General features: G+C 58.5%; 16 protein-coding genes and 1 pseudogene. 7 read left to right on the forward strand and 10 right to left on the reverse strand.

All coding sequences use genetic code 11. The annotated features are described in order from the left end of the window. Positions 1 to 12: 12 nt before the first annotated feature. Positions 13 to 1,110 carry a 4-hydroxyphenylpyruvate dioxygenase gene (gene hppD / locus ACR3ES_RS15280; RefSeq protein ID WP_170429955.1) on the reverse strand — a complete coding sequence of 366 codons (1,098 nt, stop codon included), beginning with the start codon at positions 1,108 to 1,110 and terminating at the stop codon, positions 13 to 15. Between the two features lie 146 nt (positions 1,111 to 1,256). Between hppD and ACR3ES_RS15285 the strand changes: the two genes are divergently transcribed. Both ACR3ES_RS15285 and ACR3ES_RS15290 read left to right on the forward strand, forming a co-directional pair. Then, positions 1,257 to 1,712 (forward strand): Lrp/AsnC family transcriptional regulator, encoded by a 456-nt coding sequence (locus ACR3ES_RS15285; RefSeq protein WP_170429953.1) that lies wholly within the window; start codon positions 1,257 to 1,259, stop codon positions 1,710 to 1,712. 19 nt (positions 1,713 to 1,731) lie between these two features. Then, a complete protein-coding gene (locus ACR3ES_RS15290; protein ID WP_170429951.1) occupies positions 1,732 to 3,612 on the forward strand; it encodes a monovalent cation:proton antiporter-2 (CPA2) family protein in 1,881 nt (626 codons plus the stop codon). Positions 3,613 to 3,642: 30 nt separating this feature from the next. Here the strand turns inward: ACR3ES_RS15290 and cobT are convergent, their stop codons facing one another. Beyond that, entirely contained in the window at positions 3,643 to 4,653 is a 1,011-nt protein-coding gene (gene cobT, locus ACR3ES_RS15295) for a nicotinate-nucleotide--dimethylbenzimidazole phosphoribosyltransferase (protein WP_170429949.1), read from the reverse strand. A 79-nt stretch (positions 4,654 to 4,732) separates the two neighbouring features. Between cobT and ACR3ES_RS15300 the strand changes: the two genes are divergently transcribed. Then, positions 4,733 to 5,497: an adenosylcobinamide-GDP ribazoletransferase gene (locus ACR3ES_RS15300; protein WP_170429947.1), complete on the forward strand. Its 765-nt coding sequence runs from the start codon at positions 4,733 to 4,735 to the stop codon at positions 5,495 to 5,497. Between the two features lie 154 nt (positions 5,498 to 5,651). On the opposite strand, the gene ACR3ES_RS15305 is transcribed toward ACR3ES_RS15300, so the two are convergent. From ACR3ES_RS15305 to ACR3ES_RS15325, 5 genes are all read right to left on the reverse strand, one after another. Further along, entirely contained in the window at positions 5,652 to 6,170 is a 519-nt protein-coding gene (locus tag ACR3ES_RS15305; RefSeq protein ID WP_170429945.1) for a CarD family transcriptional regulator, read from the reverse strand. Between the two features lie 286 nt (positions 6,171 to 6,456). Then, positions 6,457 to 6,795: a ferredoxin FdxA gene (gene fdxA / locus ACR3ES_RS15310; RefSeq protein ID WP_170429943.1), complete on the reverse strand. Its 339-nt coding sequence runs from the start codon at positions 6,793 to 6,795 to the stop codon at positions 6,457 to 6,459. A gap of 64 nt (positions 6,796 to 6,859) precedes the next feature. Then, positions 6,860 to 7,231 carry an RNA-binding S4 domain-containing protein gene (locus ACR3ES_RS15315; protein WP_170429941.1) on the reverse strand — a complete coding sequence of 124 codons (372 nt, stop codon included), beginning with the start codon at positions 7,229 to 7,231 and terminating at the stop codon, positions 6,860 to 6,862. 6 nt (positions 7,232 to 7,237) lie between these two features. Beyond that, the gene (locus ACR3ES_RS15320) at positions 7,238 to 10,087 is read right to left on the reverse strand and encodes a helicase-related protein (RefSeq protein WP_170429940.1); all 2,850 of its coding nucleotides are present in this window, start codon (positions 10,085 to 10,087) and stop codon (positions 7,238 to 7,240) included. A gap of 22 nt (positions 10,088 to 10,109) precedes the next feature. Continuing rightward, on the reverse strand, positions 10,110 to 10,679 hold the full coding sequence (locus ACR3ES_RS15325) for a tetratricopeptide repeat protein (protein WP_480423818.1): 570 nt from the start codon (positions 10,677 to 10,679) through the stop codon (positions 10,110 to 10,112). Positions 10,680 to 10,748: 69 nt separating this feature from the next. Between ACR3ES_RS15325 and ACR3ES_RS15330 the strand changes: the two genes are divergently transcribed. From ACR3ES_RS15330 to ACR3ES_RS15340, 3 genes and pseudogenes are all read left to right on the forward strand, one after another. Continuing rightward, positions 10,749 to 11,039 carry an SCP2 sterol-binding domain-containing protein gene (locus ACR3ES_RS15330; protein ID WP_170429936.1) on the forward strand — a complete coding sequence of 97 codons (291 nt, stop codon included), beginning with the start codon at positions 10,749 to 10,751 and terminating at the stop codon, positions 11,037 to 11,039. Next, positions 11,039 to 12,015: pseudogene (locus ACR3ES_RS15335) on the forward strand (alpha/beta fold hydrolase). The gene ACR3ES_RS15330 and the pseudogene ACR3ES_RS15335 overlap by 1 nt, the downstream one beginning before the upstream one ends. Positions 12,016 to 12,077: 62 nt before the next feature. Next, positions 12,078 to 13,898 (forward strand): M3 family oligoendopeptidase, encoded by a 1,821-nt coding sequence (locus ACR3ES_RS15340; protein ID WP_170429932.1) that lies wholly within the window; start codon positions 12,078 to 12,080, stop codon positions 13,896 to 13,898. Between the two features lie 90 nt (positions 13,899 to 13,988). Here ACR3ES_RS15340 and ACR3ES_RS15345 read toward each other — a convergent pair whose 3' ends face one another. The 3 genes from ACR3ES_RS15345 to ACR3ES_RS15355 form a co-directional block, all read right to left on the reverse strand. Beyond that, complete coding sequence (locus ACR3ES_RS15345; protein WP_170429930.1) at positions 13,989 to 15,038, reverse strand: cytochrome-c peroxidase; 1,050 nt, start codon at positions 15,036 to 15,038, stop codon at positions 13,989 to 13,991. A gap of 150 nt (positions 15,039 to 15,188) precedes the next feature. Continuing rightward, on the reverse strand, positions 15,189 to 15,458 hold the full coding sequence (locus ACR3ES_RS15350; protein WP_170429928.1) for a DksA/TraR family C4-type zinc finger protein: 270 nt from the start codon (positions 15,456 to 15,458) through the stop codon (positions 15,189 to 15,191). 58 nt (positions 15,459 to 15,516) lie between these two features. Further along, on the reverse strand, positions 15,517 to 16,491 hold the full coding sequence (locus ACR3ES_RS15355; RefSeq protein ID WP_170429926.1) for a Gfo/Idh/MocA family protein: 975 nt from the start codon (positions 16,489 to 16,491) through the stop codon (positions 15,517 to 15,519). Positions 16,492 to 16,639: 148 nt separating this feature from the next. Here ACR3ES_RS15355 and ACR3ES_RS15360 point away from each other — a divergent pair, with 148 nt between their 5' ends. Further along, positions 16,640 to 17,818, forward strand: a complete 1,179-nt coding sequence (locus ACR3ES_RS15360) for a membrane dipeptidase (protein ID WP_170429924.1) — start codon at positions 16,640 to 16,642, stop codon at positions 17,816 to 17,818. Positions 17,819 to 17,859: the final 41 nt, after the last annotated feature.

The following is a 17,859-nucleotide window of genomic DNA, read 5'->3' on the forward strand; positions in this document are numbered from 1 at the left end:
AATGGCACAGCGTCAGGCTGCCGAAATCTCACCGCTTTCAATCTGTTCGCGTTCGATGGATTCGAACAGGGCCTGAAAGTTCCCTTCCCCAAACCCGTCATCGCCCTTGCGTTGAATGAACTCGAAGAAGATCGGGCCAATCACGGTTTTTGAGAAAATCTGCAACAAAATCCGCGTTTCACCGCCGTCGACAACACCTTCGCCATCGATCAGGATACCGTGCTTCATCATCCGGTCCAGTGGCTCGGCATGATCTGTCACGCGGGTGGTCGACATATCGTAATAGGCCTCGTTCGGACCCGGCATGAATTTCAAACCTTTTTCGGCAATCGCATCGGTCGAGGCATAGATATCCTCGCTGCCCACTGCGATATGCTGGATGCCCTCACCCTTGTACTTTTTGAGGTAAGAGACGATCTGACCAGTTTCGCCGCGGTCCTCGTTGATCGGAATGCGGATGCGGCCGCAAGGCGAAGTTAGCGCCCGGCTGTACAATCCGGTGAACTTGCCCTGAATGTCAAAGAACCGGATTTCACGAAAGTTGAACAGGTCGCCGTAGAACTTGAACCATGTGTCCATGTTGCCCTTGTAGACATTGTGGGTCAGGTGATCGAGATAGTAGAACCCGTCGCCTTTTGGCTTGGATTGCCGGATCCACTCAAACTCCTGATTGTAGGGCGACGTGTCGTAATACTGGTCGATGAAGTACAGCAGGGATCCCCCGATGCCCTTGATGGCCGGGACATCCAGTGTCTTGTCGGCGGCATCATAGGGTTCTGCACCCTTCGAGATCGCGTGTTCATAGGCTTGTTTTGCATCTACGACGCGCCAGCCCATCGCCGGGGCGCAGGGCCCGTGCTCTTCAACAAATTTGGCGGCAAAACTCTCTGGGTCGGCATTCAGGATGTAGGTGACATCGCCCTGCTGCCAAAGCTCGACCGCCGGTTTGGTTTTGTGGCGTGCAACAAGGTCAAAGCCCATCTTTGCGAACAGGTCGCGCAACTCCTGCGGCTCGGGATGGGCGAATTCGACAAACTCGAACCCGTCGGTTCCTGCCGGGTTTTCTTTGCTGATGACGGATTTCGGGGCGTTGTGGGGGAAAGGACCCATGGCGCGTCTCCTCAAAAAAGGGGGATTTATTGCTGATTCAAAGATACGCCTTTATCAATGCTGTTTCCGCGCATTGTTTTCGTGTAAACTGGCTCTGAACGCGCATAACCCGCACAAAATAGCGAAAAACCGAGGAAACGCCGCGCATGCTTGATCGGACTGATATTGGGTTGCTTGCAGCTTTGCAGCGGGATGCGCATCTGACGGCCCAGCAGTTGGGCGACATATTGAACCTGTCCGCCAGCCAGGCAGGCCGTCGCCGTCAACGTTTGGAAGCCGAAGGCTACATCACCGGCTACACCGCCCGGCTGGACCCATTGAAGCTGGGATTACAGGTACAGGGGTTCGTTCAGGTGCATCTGGGCACCCATGGACCCGAACAATCGGCGAGTTTCGCCCGCATGGTCGATACCCGCCCCGAGATCACCAGCGCCTGGACGATGACCGGAGAGGCAGATTACCTGCTACATGTCTATTGCGACGATCTTTCCGCGCTCAATCGCTTGCTTCATCAGGTTATCCTGCCGCATCCTGCGGTAGCACGGGTTCAAAGCCAGATCGTAATGGACCAGCTGAAACGAGACGCTCCGCTGCCGACCTGAGCGGGACAAGAGGACAAACATGGACGACTTCCTATATCAGGCTTCAATCTATCTGGCCGCGGCCGTGATTGCCGTGCCGCTTTCGGCGCGCCTGGGCCTGGGATCCGTGCTGGGTTATCTTGCTGCCGGGATCATCATAGGCCCGGTTTTGGGGCTGGTCGGCGCGGAAACCGAAGATTTGCAGCATGTGGCCGAGTTCGGTGTGGTCATGATGTTGTTTCTCATCGGCCTGGAACTGGAACCGCGCGCCTTGTGGGACATGCGGGACAGGTTGGTGGGTCTGGGCGGCCTTCAGGTTCTGTTATCGACCGCTGTGATTGCAGGTGTCACCATCTATGCAAACCATCCCTGGTCGGTCGCCCTGGCCGTGGGTCTGACGCTATCGCTGTCTTCGACCGCGATTGTGCTGCAAACCCTGTCGGAAAAGGGTTTGATGCAGACAAATGGCGGGCGGGCCACGTTCTCGGTTTTGCTGACACAGGACATTGCGGTCATCCCCATTCTGGCGATGCTGCCCCTGCTGGCGCTGCCCGCAATGCCACATATCGAGAGTGACGGGTCAATAGATCGCGGAGCCGACGATCTGCACGGGGCAGGTCATCACAGCCTGTCACTCGTCGAAGGATTGCCGGGCTGGGCTGTCACGCTGGTGACTATAGGGGCGGTCGCGTTTGTCATTCTGGCAGGGATATACCTGACGCGTCCGCTGTTCAGGTTCATTCACGCCAGCAACCTGCGCGAAATGTACACCGCTTTGGCGTTGATGATTGTGGTCGGTATATCCTTTCTGATGACCCTGGTGGGCCTGTCCCCTGCCCTCGGCGCGTTTCTGGCGGGCGTGGTTCTGGCAAGTTCGGAATTCCGGCATGAAATGGAAAGCGATCTGGAGCCGTTCAAAGGCCTGTTCCTCGGTCTCTTTTTCATCACTGTCGGAGCCGGGATTAATGTCGGTTACTTCTTCGCCGATCCGCTGGATCTGATTGGCCTTGCCCTGTTGGTGATCGTAGCCAAAGGTATCATCCTGTTTCTTGTTGGCAGAGCTTTCAAGCTGCGCGGCCGGGATCACTGGTTGTTCACGCTCGGTCTGGCGCAGGCGGGCGAATTTGGCTTTGTTCTATTGGCCTTTTCGACCCAGCAGAACGTCATCCCGCCGGACCTGTCACAGAAACTGCTGATGATCATTGCGCTGACGATGCTGATCACACCGTTGCTGTTCATCATCTACGATGTTCTGTCACGCACAATCGGCGATTCGACCCTTGACCTTGAGCCTGACGAGATCGACGAAAAAGGGCCGGTCATCATCGCTGGCATCGGACGCTTTGGTCAGATCGTCAACCGGCTGGTCCGGGCCAGCGGGTTCAAGACGATTGTTCTGGACCATGATATCGAAACCATCCAGTTGATGCGCCGGTTTGGGGTGAAAGGGTTTCTGGGTGACCCGACACGGCCTGAATTGCTGCGGGCCGCAGGATTAGAGAAAGCCGCTGTGCTGGTGGCGGCGATGGACGACCGCAAACAGGTGACGCGGCTGGTCGGTTATGCGCGGCGTCAGCGCCCGGACCTGCATATCATCGCGCGGGCCCATGACCGGACCCATGTCTACGAGCTCTATCAGGCCGGGGCGAGTGATATCGTGCGCGAAATGTTCGACAGCTCGCTGCGCGCCGGACGCTATGTTCTTGAGAATATCGGCCTCAGCGAATACGAGGCCGCGCAGGCCGAACAGACCTTTTATCACCATGACCGCATGTCGGTGCGCGATTTGGCGGAACTGTGGATTCCCGGTATGCCGACGGCAGAGAATAAGAAATACATCGAGCGGGCCCAGCAGCTTGAAAAGGATCTGGAAACCGCTCTGCTCGAACTGGCCGAGGAGCATGCCAAGAAATCAGCCTGACCTGAGCAAACGTCCGGGTCACGCCATGCGTCACCCGTCCGAAACACCTGCCTCGGCAAAGGTGGCCATACCGGAATGGCAGGCTACGGCGCTTTTGAGGATGTTGATCGCCAATGCGCCGCCGGACCCCTCGCCCAGTCTAAGGCCAAGATCGATCAACGGTTCCTTGCCAAGCTTGGCCAGCACGGCGCCATGGGCGCCTTCCGAGCTCAGATGTCCGGCGACCGTGTGGTCCAACGCTCCGGTCGCAATATCCGCCAGACAAGCTGCGGCAGAGGAACAGATAAAGCCGTCCAGAATAACTGGAATGCTCAACACGCGCGCTGCCGCGATTGCACCCGCCATTGCCGCGATTTCGCGTCCGCCAAGGCAGCGCAGGGTATCCAACCCGTCCGCCCCACCGTGACGCGCCACGCCTTCCGCCACAACCCGGATCTTGTTGGCCAGGCCTGCATCGTCAACGCCCGTTCCGCGCCCGGTCCAATCGGCGGCCTCACCGCCGAACAGCGCGCAGGCAATGGCAGCGGCGGGGGTTGTGTTGCCGATACCCATCTCGCCGACCACAAGCAAATCCGCCTGTGGATCAACCGCTGTCCAGCCAGTTTGCAGCGCCGTCAGCAATTCCCCGTCGGTCATTGCCGGGCCTTTGGTGAAATCTGCGGTCGGCTGATCCAGGTCCAGCGCATGCACGTCCATCTTTGCCCCGGCCGCTTGGGCCAATTGGTTGATGGCCGCCCCGCCCTGCTGGAAGTTCATCACCATTTGAACCGTGACTTCCGACGGGAAGGCCGAGACCCCCTGCGCCGTAACCCCGTGATTGCCAGCAAACACAATCACCTGTGGGGCCATGATCCGCGGACGGGCCGTTCCGCGCCACCCCGCATACCAGATCGCGAGGTCTTCAAGCCGCCCAAGGGCACCGGGGGGTTTGGTCAGTTGCCCGTTTCGCGCGACCGCCTTCTGCACAGCGTGCGCATCTGGACCCGGCGCACCCACAAGTGCGTCACGGAACGTGTTCAAATCATTCAGTTCGGGCAGCATTCAAAGCCTCATTGCATTCGAGTGGTTCCGTGTGTTTAACCGAAGCGGTCCGAGCAACAAGACCCTGAAGGACGTACGCGTGTACAAAAACGACACCAGATCCTTTTCCCCGTGGGATGTGCCTTTGGCCTTAGTCCTTTTAACGCGCCTGCCAGTGCCGAAATTGCCCGACGCAGTTTTTGCACGGCAGGCACAGGCTGTCTGGGCCTACCCCTTGGCGGGTCTGGTTGTCGGCGGGTTGGCTTGCCTGATTGGGTGGGCCGCCATGGCTGCAAACCTGCCGTCCTTGGCATGTGCGGGGCTGATCGTCGCAGTTTTGGTCTGCGCCACCGGGGCCATGCATGAAGATGGTCTGGCCGATACGTTTGACGGCTTATGGGGTGGGTTCGACGTCACGCGCCGACTGGCCATCATGAAAGACAGTCATATCGGAACATATGGCGTGCTGGCCTTGCTGATCTCACAACTTGTCCGCATCGCAGCCGTGGCAGCGCTGGTGGCGGCGGGGGCACTGTGGTCGGTTGTAGCCGCCTGCGTGGTCTCTCGTGCGCTGATGCCGGTGGTGATGACCGCTCTTCCAAACGCCCGCCCGTCAGGTCTCAGCCACTCTGTTGGCGTGCCCCGCATCATACCCGTGGCGGCGGGTGTCGGTCTTGCCGTGGGTCTTGCCATACTGATGAGCGGCGCTCAGGTTTTTCTGGCCACACTGATTGCTGCGGGGGCGGTGAGCGTGCTGGCCTATACGGCCAAGGCCAAAATCGGCGGTCAAACCGGGGATATCCTGGGGGCGTCCCAACAGCTGGGTGAAATTGCGTTCTTATTGGCCTTAACGACGCAAGTTTGAGCACGTGACTGAAAACATACTGGTAATGCGCAACATGAACCTGACCTCATAGGCCGTTGAAATCATTAAGCTGGTCTGGAACAGAAACCTCTCCCATCGCAACAAAAAAGGCCACCCCAGACAGGAGCGGCCCAAGGATCAAAGTGTTCGAAGATCAGGCGGCAGCGGCGGCGCGCGACGTCAGAACATCATCGACCTGTTTTGCCGCGGAAATCTCTCCGGCGCCCGATACGGCGGCCACTTCGCGGGTCAGACGCTCCAGCGCCGCTTCATACAGCTGACGCTCGGAATAACTCTGTTCGCGCTGATCGTCGGTGCGATGCAGGTCACGGACCACTTCGGCAATCGAAATCAGATCGCCCGAGTTGATCTTTTGTTCATATTCCTGCGCTCGGCGGGACCACATGGCGCGCTTGACCTTGGCCTTGCCTTTCAGGGTCCGCATCGCCTGGCTGATCACATCCGGCGAACTCAGCGACCGCAGGCCGGACTCGGTGACCTTATTGGTCGGCACCCGCAGGGTCATTTTGTCTTTCTCAAATGAGATGACGAACAGCTCGAGCGTGAATCCAGCAACTTCCTGTTCTTCGATCGACACGATCTGTCCCACGCCATGGGCGGGATAGACAACATAGTCGTCCGGGCGGAACTCAAGCTTTTTCGACTTTGTCATTCAGTGTATTCCTTGGTTGCAGAGCGGAACGCAGGCGACAAAAATACCACATACGGGGACTGTCTCAGCCCCGTCATGCGGCGTATCTGTCAAAAATTCAAAACTCCAAAGCGAGCATACTTACGGAGTGCACCCCAATCTCGGTCATCATTTAAGTGCAAAGTATATCACAAAAATACGACATCCGAAAGCTCACGCTACGGAAACCTGCAATATGCCATGTCTTTTCAACGCTCTAAGCCAGATTCTCGTCCAACTTGTGTTGAAAAAACGCTCACCGAATCGCTCAGCCACCTTCGCCGGGCGCTTCGGAGAAGTATTTCTCCATCTTGCCCTCTTCGCCGTCCCGCTCTTCTGCATCCGGCATCGGATCCTTTTTGGTGATAATGACGGGCCACTGCTCCGAGTATTTGCGGTTGAACTCGACCCACGGCTCCATTCCCGGCTCGGTATCCGGTCGGATGGCGTCTGCAGGGCATTCGGGCTCGCACACGCCACAATCGATGCACTCATCGGGATGGATGACCAGAGCGTTTTCACCTTCGTAAAAACAGTCCACCGGACACACCTCGACACAGTCGGTGTATTTGCAGGCGATGCAATTCTCGGTGACAACGTAGGTCATGGTCGACTTTCTGCTTTGACTTGGGCTGTAGCTAATTCAGTCTGCGCCGGTCTTCAAGATCAGTTCAGTCGTCTTGCATGCGAGAAAGATCAATTGCCCGCCTGTCCTTCTTGGTTGGGCGACCTTTTCCTTGATAGCCGGGATTTTTGGACGGAACGTTCTGCTTTTCCGTCATATCCGCATACAGCAACTGAGCTTCCGAGGCCGGTCCGCGCCGCTGGCCCAGTGCATGGATTCGCACGACCCGCACCACTCGGCCCTGATGAAAGGTCAGCACGTCGCCGGGTCCAACGCCTTGCGCCGGTTTCAGAACCCGGTTGCCGTTTACACGTACATGGCCGCCGCTGACCTGTTTCGCGGCCAGGCTGCGGGTCTTGAAGAACCGCGCCTGCCACAACCACTTATCGATCCTCAGCTTGGCCTGTGTCTCGGCCATGGCGCCTCAGTTGTTTTCTTTCAAACCCATAAGCGCAGCAGCAAATGGGTTGTCGGGGTCGATGGCTTTTTCCTTTTTGGGCGGCCGGGACGAGAAGGTTTTGCTCCCTTGCGGTTTGCCACCCTTCTTGCCCTGTGGCTTGCCGCGTCCGTCCTGGGGTTTACCGCGCGGCTTGCCTTTGCCCTGACCCTGGCGCTGGTCGCGCCGCGGCGCCCGGTTGGCCTGACGTTGGCGTCCCCAGGTAAACGTGTAAAACACCTCGACCTCAGGAGCGTCTGAGGGGGCATCTGACGCCGGTTCCGGCACCTGAGCCTCGGCTGCCGCCTCGGTGCTTTCGGTGGCCTCGGCTGGCGCCTCGGCGGGTGTGGCGACCTGGTCCGTCGGCGCCTCGGTCATCGGCGTTTCTTCGGCGGTCGGCGTGTCCTGCGCCTCCACCACGGCCTCTTCCGGTTGCGTCGTCGTTTCCGCCGGCGCCGGTCTGATCTTTTCCCGCTCTCCGCGCTCGGCCTTGTAGCCAAGCCCCTGCATCAGATCGGCAAACTGGTCCAACGTCATGCCGGTGATCGACAGCATGTCGGGCTTGGCCTCGAATCCGCCGCGGCTGTCCTCGGCGCGCAGCATATCCGCCAAGCGTTCCAGCATGTCGATGCGGATCGAACGCTCGCCCGCATCGCGGTAGCCGCACATCGTGTCATAGCCATCCGGTGCATCCTTGGCGACGGGCACAGTCACAAGGCCCGGCGGCGGCGCTTCGGGGAACTCTTGCAGGCCGTTTGCCAGCGCCCACAAAACAAGCCGCAGCCGTGTTGGTGCAGGCTTCAACAGCAAAGGCATGAAGATCGTAAACTGGCCAAACCGGATACCGTGTTTGCGCAAGGCGCCACGTGCATCCTGATCCAGATCCTTCACCTCTTGGGCGACACCGGCCCGCGGCAGCACGCCCAGCGCCTCGACCATACGAAATGCAAATCCTTTGGCCAGCCCCGAGAGTTCTTCGTCACGCGATAGGTTCAGAAGCGGCTCAAACAGAGCCGCCACCTTACGGTCGATGAAGTGCTGCAAGCGGCGCTGAACCTTTTGCTCGACATCCGGCCCGGCGGCCTCATCCACAAACACCTCGACCATGGGCTTGAGCGGTTCTGCCCCGGCAACCAGTTTGCCCACGGCGTATTCACCCCACATCAGGCCGCCCTGATCGGTAAAATCAATTTCGGTATCGGGTGCATTATAGAAGCGGTCCGCACGCAGATGGAATTGCGGCGCGAGAGCCTGCAGGGATGCCGATTTCAAGGCCTTCGCCTCGGCGCCCTGTGCGCTCTTGTCCGGGCTAAAACGGAACCCTTCCAGACGACCGACAAATTCGCCTTCGACGGTCACTTCACCCTTGTCGTTTACTTCGGCCAAAAGGGCCTCCTTCTGTTTGAGCCGACGCAATAATACAGAGGTGCGGCGGTCTACAAATCTTTGCGTCAGACGGTCGTGCAACGCGTCCGACACTCTGTCTTCTACAGCGCGGGTTTCGGCGCGCCAATGGGATTCGTCACGCACCCAGCCGTTTCGTTGCGCAACATAAGTCCAGGTGCGAATATACGCCAACCTTTTGGACAGCGCATCTATATCGCCGTAAGTCCGGTCGATCCGGTGGATTTGCCGCGCCATGAAGTCATCCGGAACCGCGCCGCGTTCGTGCAGATGGCCGTAGATCACCTCGAGCAGGCTGGCATGTTCTGCGTGGCTGATGCCTCTGAAATCAGGGATTCGGCACACATCCCACAGCAATCGGATCGACGCGCCATCGCTGGCACGGGCCGCAACCTCGCTCACTTGCGACAGCGATTTCAGCACGTTCAGGTCATCAGCAGGCCGCGCCTTGGTCAGATGCGCGCCGTCCGGGGAAACCTCCAGCGACGCGATCAACGCCTCGAGAGAGCCAAACCGCAGAGCGGAGTTCCGCCAGTTCAGTTTCTTGATCGGCGTAAATCGGCTGTCCGTAATGGCCTGAGCCACACCGTCGTCCAGCGGCGGAGCCTCGCCGGTCACCCCAAACGTTCCGTCTGACATTCCGCGCCCGGCGCGCCCGGCAATCTGGGCGAGTTCGTTTGGCGCCAGCGCCCGCATCCGGCGCCCGTCAAACTTGCTGAGCGCGGAAAACGCCACATGGTCGACATCCAGGTTCAACCCCATCCCAATGGCATCCGTTGCGACAAGGTAGTCGACCTCTCCGTTCTGGTAGAGATCGACCTGAGCATTGCGCGTTCGCGGGCTGAGCGCGCCCATGACCACCGCCGCGCCGCCCTTTTGACGGCGCAGCAGCTCGGCGATGGCGTAGACGTTTTCGACCGAGAACCCGACAATGGCACTGCGCGCAGGCATGCGGCTGATCTTTTTTGAACCGCTGTAGACCAGTTGCGACATCCGTTCGCGGCGTATGAACTGCGCCTCAGGAACCAGCGCTGAAATCGGGCCGCGCATGGTGTCCGCGCCCAGAAACAGCGTCTCATGCGTTCCGCGTGCCCGCAGCAGACGGTCCGTGAAGACGTGGCCCCGCTCTGGGTCTGCGCAGAGCTGGATTTCGTCAACGGCCACGAAATCCGCCCCCATACCCTCTGGCATCGCTTCGACGGTGCAAACCCAATACTGGGTCCGGGGCGGCACAATGCGCTCTTCACCCGTCACCAGGGCAACAACGGACGGACCCCGGATGGCGACGATCTTGTCATAAATCTCGCGGGCCAACAGACGCAGCGGCAAGCCGATCACACCGGTCCGATGCCCCAGCATGCGGTCGATTGCGTAGTGGGTTTTTCCTGTATTTGTCGGGCCCAGTACGGCCACGATTCGGGATGACCCGTTCACCTCTGCCCCCTGCCCTGGACCTTTAGAGTGCCGCGCCTTCAATCCGAGGCTTCAGCCGATTCACGGCATTGGTTACTTCCTCGTGATGGGGATGTATAGCCAGCGCACGGGAATACGCCTCATAGGCCTGTTCCGGCTGGTCCAGAACCTCAAAAATCAGGCCCAACCCATAAATGGCCTCGTAATGGTTGGGATTAAGCGTGAGCACATATTCCAGATCAGCAGCAGCCATGCCGTAGCGGTCTATGCCAAAAAACGCGGATGCGCGCAGATGCCAGCCTTCGGCAAAGCCGGGCGCATGATCGGTGAGCGCTGTCAGATGATCCAGCGCTGCATCGACGTCGCCATCATCCAACGCTTCGCGCCCTCGTTCCAGCAGCAAATCTGCCGAGGCAGATCCGGATTTGGACCACAGTGCCTTGAGCTGTCGATCGATGCCAATGGCCTGTTCCGGCGTGGCCTGAACCAGACGCGCCAGCAGCTCTGCCTCGTCCTGAGAATCCGCCTGTTGCGCAAAAGAACTGGTGGAATACATGACTATGACAATAAGTGCCGCGACGATACCTTTGAGATTGGTGATTGCAATGGCCATAACAATGCTCAGTGTAGCGTTGCGACCGGGGATGTCCATTCACGGCGCACAAACAAAGTGAGGAAGATCATGAGCGACACTCTGGAAAAAGCCGCAGCCGCGCTGAACGAAAAACTTGCAGGCGGTGATTTCGACGCGTCGGCCAAATTTGCTATCGCCGATCTGGGCGCTATCGTTCTGGATGCAGACGGCGCACGGGTCAGCGACGACGATGCAGATGTGACCCTGAGCGCAGATGCAGATACGTTCGAGCAAATTCTCAGCGGTGAGCTGAACCCGACGGGTGCGTTCATGTCCGGCAAGCTGAGCGTTGATGGAGACATGGGTATTGCCATGAAACTTGCTTCGGTGCTGGCCTGATGGAGTATTCGCCGGCCCCCTTTTATGAAGACGTGGCCGGCGGTCCTGCCGGTGGTATGGCGCACTGGCTGAAGACAACGGACGGCAAACGCATCCGAATGGCCCACTGGCTGCCCGAAGGTGAGGCGAGCGGAACAGTGATGCTGTTTCCCGGCCGCACGGAATACATCGAGAAATATGGTGACACGGCAGGTGAATTCGTGCGTCGCGGATTCGCAGCACTGGCCGTGGACTGGCGCGGTCAGGGGTTGGCGGATCGTTTGCTCGACAATCCCCGGATCGGTCACGTCGACCATTTCCCCGACTATCAACACGATGTGATGGCGGTTCTGGATCTGACCACGATGCTGAACCTGCCGCAGCCTTGGTATGTGATCGGGCATTCCATGGGGGTGCCATCGGTATGCGGGCCGTTATCGAGCAAAAGTGTTTCGCGGCCTGTGCGTTCACCGGCCCGATGTGGGGCATCTACTTTACGCCGATCATGAAACCGCTCAGCCGGGTCACGGCCTATTGGGGCACACGGCTTGGACTGGGGGAAAAGACACCGCCCACGACGACTCTGGAGAGTTACGTATTGGCCCAACCGTTCGACGGCAATGTGCTGACCCGCGATCCGGCCATGTACAGGATGATGCAGGATCAGTTGACCGCACATCCCGAACTGGCGCTTGGCGCGCCGTCCAATCGCTGGCTGCGTGAGGCTCTGGATGAATGTGCCTGGTTGATGGAGCGTCCGGCCCCGGATACGCCGTGCCTGACCTTTTTGGGCAGCCACGAGCAAATCGTTGATCGTGACGCAATCCGCGCGCGCATGACCAATTGGCCAAATGGAACGCTGGTTGAGATCCCGGATGGTGAACATGAGGTTCTGATGGAAGGACCGGATGTGCGCGGACCGGTTTTTGAGCAACTGGCTGCTCATTTCTTTGCTGCACAGTCGCTGGACACACCCGAAGCTGCCTTGTCGCGCTGACCGCTTGTGATCCCAGCCGCGCGCGCCTAGATGTTTGCGAAAGAAATTCATCGAGGTGACACATGCGCGACCTTCCCTTTCCCGTTCGTGATGCAAACGCTGTTGGCGGCTCAGACAATCTGGGTGACCTGCCGGAATGGGATCTGAGCGATCTCTACACCTCAGACACAGCGCCCGAGTTGGAGCGTGATCTGGGTTGGCTGGAAGGGGAATGCGCCGCGTTTGCGTCGGACTACGAAGGCAAGCTCGCCGATCTGGACGCCGAAGGCTTGCTGACCTGCGTGTTGCGCAATGAAAAGATCAACGCCGTTGCCGGTCGGATCATGTCCTTTGCCGGTCTGCGCTATTACCAGCTGACCACGGATGCCGAGCGCGCCAAATTCCTGTCGGACATGCAGGAAAAGGTCACGATCTTCACCACGCCGCTGGTGTTCTTCACGCTCGAGATTAACCGGATCGACGACGATGTGCTAAAATCAAACTTCGCGGCGAACGCGGACCTTGCCCGTTACGAGCCCGTGTTTCGCCGCATCCGGGCGATGAAGCCTTACCAGCTGTCGGATGAACTGGAGAAGTTCCTGCATGATCTCGGTGTCGTCGGCGACGCATGGGAGCGTCTGTTTGACGAAACCATCGCTGGATTGACCTTCACTGTGGACGGCGCAGAGCTCAACATCGAAGGCACGCTGAACCTGCTGACCGAGCAGGACCGCAGCAAGCGCGAGGCGGCGGCCCGGGAATTGGCTTCGGTCTTTCAGGACAACATCAAAACCTTTGCCCGCGTTCACAACACGCAGGCCAAGGAAAAGGAAATTCTGGATCGCTGGCGCAACATGCCCAGCGCGCAAACAGGTCGCCACCTGTCCAACGACGTCGAGCCCGAAGTGGTCGAGGCCTTGCGCGAGGCCGTTGTCGCCGCCTACCCCAAGCTCAGCCATCGCTATTACGAGCTCAAGCGCAAATGGCTGGGGCTGGATGTCATGCAGGTCTGGGACCGCAACGCACCCCTGCCGATGGAAGACACCCGTATCGTCGACTGGGCCGAGGCCGAGACAACCGTGATGGATGCCTACACGGCCTTTGATCCCCGCATGGGCGAGATTGCCGCGCCATTCTTTTCCAAGGGCTGGATCGATGCGGCGGTGAAACCTGGCAAAGCGCCCGGCGCGTTTGCGCATCCGACCGTCACCGACGTGCACCCATATGTCATGCTCAACTATCTGGGCAAGCCGCGCGATGTGATGACGCTGGCGCATGAACTGGGGCACGGCGTCCATCAGGTTCTGGCCGCAGATCAGGGTGAGATGCTGTCCTCCACCCCGCTGACACTGGCTGAGACCGCGTCGGTCTTTGGCGAGATGCTGACCTTCCGTAAGATGCTGGATCAGGCCGAAACGCCCGAACAGCGCAAGGTGCTGTTGGCAGGCAAGGTTGAGGACATGATCAACACGGTGGTCCGGCAGATCGCCTTTTACGATTTTGAGTGCAAGTTACACGCCGCCCGCCGGGAGGGGGAGTTGACCCCGGACGACATCAATGCACTTTGGATGAGCGTTCAGGCCGAAAGCCTTGGACCGGCGTTTGAATTCATGGATGGGTACGAAACCTTCTGGGCCTACATCCCGCATTTCGTGCATTCGCCCTTCTACGTCTACGCCTACGCTTTTGGTGATGGTCTCGTGAACGCACTCTATTCGGTTTACGAGAATGGCGCGGACGGGTTTGAGGACAAGTATTTCGAGATGCTGCGCGCCGGTGGGTCAAAGCACCACAAGGAATTGCTGGCCCCATTCGGGCTGGATGCGAGCGACCCGACCTTCTGGGATAAGGGCTTGTCGATGATCTCGGGCTTTATTGACGAATTAGAAGCGATGGAAGGCTGAAACCCTCTGTTTGGCACGTCATAGTCAAGTGGCTTGACTGAATAAACGGGCTGGTCCAATCACCAGCCCGTGTTCGTTCTCAGGATTCCCCTATCCTTCTGACACCACTTCCGCGGACGGACGCGGCGTGGTTTCCGTTTCAGCGGGCAGAAGCGGATAGACGACTTCGGGCATCTTGCCCGTCAAGCTCTCCAGAAACGCAACCAGTTCAGCGACGCTTTGGTCGTCAAGCTCTTCACCCAACTGCGATTCAGCCATAATCTGTACCGCCACCGACAGGTCCCAGACCTTGCCCGAATGGAAATATGGTGCCGTTACAGCAATGTTGCGAAGCGGAGACGCCCGAAAGACGTATTCATCGTCCACGGTCTCGGTCACGGCGAAGCGGCCTTTATCCCCCTCTGGCAGCACATCGGCACCGGGTTTTTCGATCAAACCAAACGGATAATACCCATTACCGCCAAGATTTACCCCCGAATGACAGGAGGCACAGCCGATCTCGATGAACTTGTCCAGCCCGGCAATCTGCTGTTCGCTCATCGCGTTTTCATCACCGTTCAGCCAGGCATCAAACGGAGCCGGGGTGATCAACGTCGCCTCATAAGCTTCGATTGCCTTTGCGAAATTGTCGAAAGTAACCGGATCAGCCTCACCCTCAAAAGCCGAGCCGAACCATTCGACATATTGCGGCATCGAGTTCAGCGTCGCCAACACGTTCTGCGGCGTGTTCGCCATCTCAACGCCAGCCTGTACCGGCCCCTTGGCTTGCTCGGCAAGGTCCGCCGCGCGGCCATCCCAGAACTGCGCATCGTTGAAAACCGAATTCAGCACCGTGGGCGAATTCCGTGGGCCGCGCTGCCAGCCATGGCCAATTGAGGTTTCAAGGTTGTCGTCCCCACCGGTCGCCAGATTGTGGCATGAGTTGCACGAGAACACACCCGAAGCCGACATGCGAGGATCAAAGAAGAGTGCCTTTCCAAGTTCAATCTTTACATCAGTAATCGGATTGTCCTTGAGCAGTGGCACAGTCGACGGAAGGGGCTGGAAAATCTCCAATGCGTCCTGCCGCAAATCCTGTGCATCTGCTATTTGGGTGAAGGAAACAAGGAAGGCACTCGCCAGAGTTAGTGTCTTGAACATTTCTCTCTCCTGAAACGTTCGCGCGCACCCCTTCTGTAGAAAAGAAAACCGTTTCCGTATCTGATTTAGATCAATTCTAAGTTAGAATTATTATAATTATCAGAAATGTGATTGACCGGCTGAATCAAAACGTAATTCTGGCTCAAAATTCTACTTAAGCTGGCTGTCTTTCGACCCGCGACGGTTGATTCCCGCACGTGCCCTGAATGCACCGTCCCGGTCTTGCTGGCACTCTATGCAGAGCTTGACACCCGGCAGCGCGAGGCGGCGTTTTTCGGGAATCGGTTCTTTACATTCGGCACAATGGGTCAGGCTGTCTCCCACCGGTCGCTTTTGCGCCTGCATGCGCGCCAGTTCGTCCGAAATCGATGCTTCAATCTGTTCGCTGACCGCGCCGTCGCGCGCCCATCCTCCAGCCATGGTTCCTCTCCTGATCAGGGGACCGTCAGGATAGGCGAGACCGGGCAAGTCTGGCAAGCTACAGCGAAACGGCCTCGTCAAACACGCGATCAATCACCTGTTGCGTTCCGCGCGAGAATTCGAGCGAACAGGGGTAGTCGACCCCGTCCCGCACGGAGCGGCAAAATGCTTCGACCTGTAGCTTGTAGTGGTCGTCGCCCGGGAACCGGGTCACCTGCACCTCCAGCCCCGGTCGGTGCAACTCCACCCGTGCCTCGCCAAACACCCTTGCGTTAAAGGGCGCGGTCAATCGGATCACACCGCCTTCACCGTGAAACAACATGTCCTGATGCGGATGCATCCGGATCGACACATAGCTGGAATAGGTGAAATCAGGGAATTGCGCGCGAATCTCGGTGAAGACATCGATGTCATTCTGCCAACGGATCGCAGATTGAACCGAGACCGGCTCTTGCCCGGTCGCGAACCGCGCCCCGCCGATCACATAGACACCGATATCGCGCAGTCCACCGCCGCCGGTTTCCGCTCGGTTACGGATATTTGAGGTGTCTTGACGATTGTCGAAACTGAACGCCCCGGTCACATGAACCAACTGTCCGATTGCCCCGTCGGCGATGAGTTTTTGCGTCAGGTGCCACTGTGGATGGTGAACGATCATGTAGGCCTCGGCAGCCAACAGACCGGTCTGATCCCGTTTTGCGATCAGAGTATCGAACTCTTCCGTGCGCATGGTCATGGGTTTCTCGCACAGAACATGCTTGCCTGCATCCAGTGCTTTCAGGCTCCAGTCGACATGCAGATGATTTGGCACAGGAATATACACCGCTTCGATTTCAGGGTCCGCGAGTAGTGCATCATAGGTTTCGTAGACGGTGAGGTCCGGACAAAACGTCAGAAACGGGTCGGCCTTGGCCGTGTCCGAGGTTGCAAGCCCTGCCAACCGAGCCCCGTTGGCCCCATGTATGGCAGGCGCCATGAATTGCCGCGCAAACTTGGCAGCTCCCAACACACCCCATTGAACCGGTTTCGGCATGCTACTCTCCCTGATTTCGGCGCCCAGACCATTTGATCGCGCGGCATCCGCCCAACGCGAGTTTTTTAGCAATGAACCGACGCCAAGTCAGGCTTTTCTCTTGGGCCATCATCCGTACTCTGCTGTTCCAGGGACGGAGGAATTGAAGATGCGCAGGTTTCTGAAATGGGTTGGCGGCATTCTGCTCGTGACGGTGGTGGCTGCAGCGGTTGCGTTCTTTGTTTTTCTGCCGTCCTATGTCGAGCGCTCGCGCAACAACGTGATCGATCACGCGCCCTATCCGGTGTCCGACAGCGCCGCTGCGCTACATGAGACCCTGATCATCGGCGATCTGCATGCGGATCCCCTGTTGTGGAGCCGGGATTTGACGGAACGGGGCACACGCGGACAGGTCGACATACCGCGCCTGATCGAAGGCAATGTGGCGTTGCAGGTGTTTACCGCCGTAACGAAATCGCCGGCCGGACAGAATTATGAGGCGAACTCTGCCGAAGCCTTCGACAACATCACGCTGTTGGCCATTGGGCAGCTGTGGCCTTTGCGGACATGGGACAGCCTGAAAGAACGCGCCATTTATCAGGCGGATAAGTTGCACCAGTTCGAGGCCGCTTCAGATGGCCGCCTGAAGGTGATCAAAACGCGCGCCGATCTCGAGGATGTGCTGACCGCGCGCACCAAAGGCGAGCCGGTTGTTGGCGGTATTCTGGGGATCGAAGGCGCACATCCTCTTGAAGGGGATATGGCCAATCTGGATGCGATTTACGATGCCGGGCACCGCGTTTTTGGCCTGCACCATTTCTTTGACAATGAGCTTGGCGGCTCGCTGCACGGTCGGGGGAATGCCGGTTTGTCCGACTTTGGCCAGCAGGTTGTCGAAGAACTGGCCCAACGCCCGGTGGTCATCGATCTGGCCCATTCCAGCCCTCAGGTCGCGCGCGACGTGATCGAAATGACGGATGTTCCGCTGATTGTCAGCCATGGCGGGTTACATGGGTTCTGTCCGGTCAAGCGGAACTATCCGGATGACCTGATGATCGAGATTGCCGCCACTGGTGGCGTTATCGGAATGGGGTATTGGGCTGATGTCACATGCGGGGATATTGCGCCATCCGGTATCGCCAAGATGATCAAAGCGGCGATCGATACAGTAGGCGAAGATCACGTCTCGCTCGGCTCGGATTATGACGGGTCGGTCGAAACCGCCTTCGACACATCAGAACTGGCCGCACTGACCTCTGCATTGATGGCTGAGGGGCTGACCGAAGCGCAGATCCGCAAGGTCATGGGCGAAAACATGGTGCGGGTGTTCCGAAACCAGTTGAAATAGAACAGAAAAAACCGGCCCGATCTTGGTCGGGCCGGTTTCAA

The organism is Ruegeria sp. B1 (genome assembly GCF_056535885.1).

Bases quoted from the DNA above. Each gene is read 5' to 3' on its own strand.
- ACR3ES_RS15290 (WP_170429951.1), top strand. From the start codon at position 1,732: ATGGACGACTTCCTATATCAGGCTTCAATCTATCTGGCCGCGGCCGTG.
- ACR3ES_RS15350 (WP_170429928.1), bottom strand. From the start codon at position 15,458: ATGGCTGGAGGATGGGCGCGCGACGGCGCGGTCAGCGAACAGATTGAA.
- cobT (WP_170429949.1), bottom strand. From the start codon at position 4,653: ATGCTGCCCGAACTGAATGATTTGAACACGTTCCGTGACGCACTTGTG.
- ACR3ES_RS15345 (WP_170429930.1), bottom strand. From the start codon at position 15,038: ATGTTCAAGACACTAACTCTGGCGAGTGCCTTCCTTGTTTCCTTCACC.
- ACR3ES_RS15305 (WP_170429945.1), bottom strand. From the start codon at position 6,170: ATGACAAAGTCGAAAAAGCTTGAGTTCCGCCCGGACGACTATGTTGTC.
- ACR3ES_RS15360 (WP_170429924.1), top strand. From the start codon at position 16,640: ATGCGCAGGTTTCTGAAATGGGTTGGCGGCATTCTGCTCGTGACGGTG.
- ACR3ES_RS15325 (WP_480423818.1), bottom strand. From the start codon at position 10,679: ATGGCCATTGCAATCACCAATCTCAAAGGTATCGTCGCGGCACTTATT.
- ACR3ES_RS15315 (WP_170429941.1), bottom strand. From the start codon at position 7,231: ATGGCCGAGACACAGGCCAAGCTGAGGATCGATAAGTGGTTGTGGCAG.
- ACR3ES_RS15340 (WP_170429932.1), top strand. From the start codon at position 12,078: ATGCGCGACCTTCCCTTTCCCGTTCGTGATGCAAACGCTGTTGGCGGC.
- hppD (WP_170429955.1), bottom strand. From the start codon at position 1,110: ATGGGTCCTTTCCCCCACAACGCCCCGAAATCCGTCATCAGCAAAGAA.
- ACR3ES_RS15330 (WP_170429936.1), top strand. From the start codon at position 10,749: ATGAGCGACACTCTGGAAAAAGCCGCAGCCGCGCTGAACGAAAAACTT.
- fdxA (WP_170429943.1), bottom strand. From the start codon at position 6,795: ATGACCTACGTTGTCACCGAGAATTGCATCGCCTGCAAATACACCGAC.
- ACR3ES_RS15355 (WP_170429926.1), bottom strand. From the start codon at position 16,491: ATGCCGAAACCGGTTCAATGGGGTGTGTTGGGAGCTGCCAAGTTTGCG.
- ACR3ES_RS15285 (WP_170429953.1), top strand. From the start codon at position 1,257: ATGCTTGATCGGACTGATATTGGGTTGCTTGCAGCTTTGCAGCGGGAT.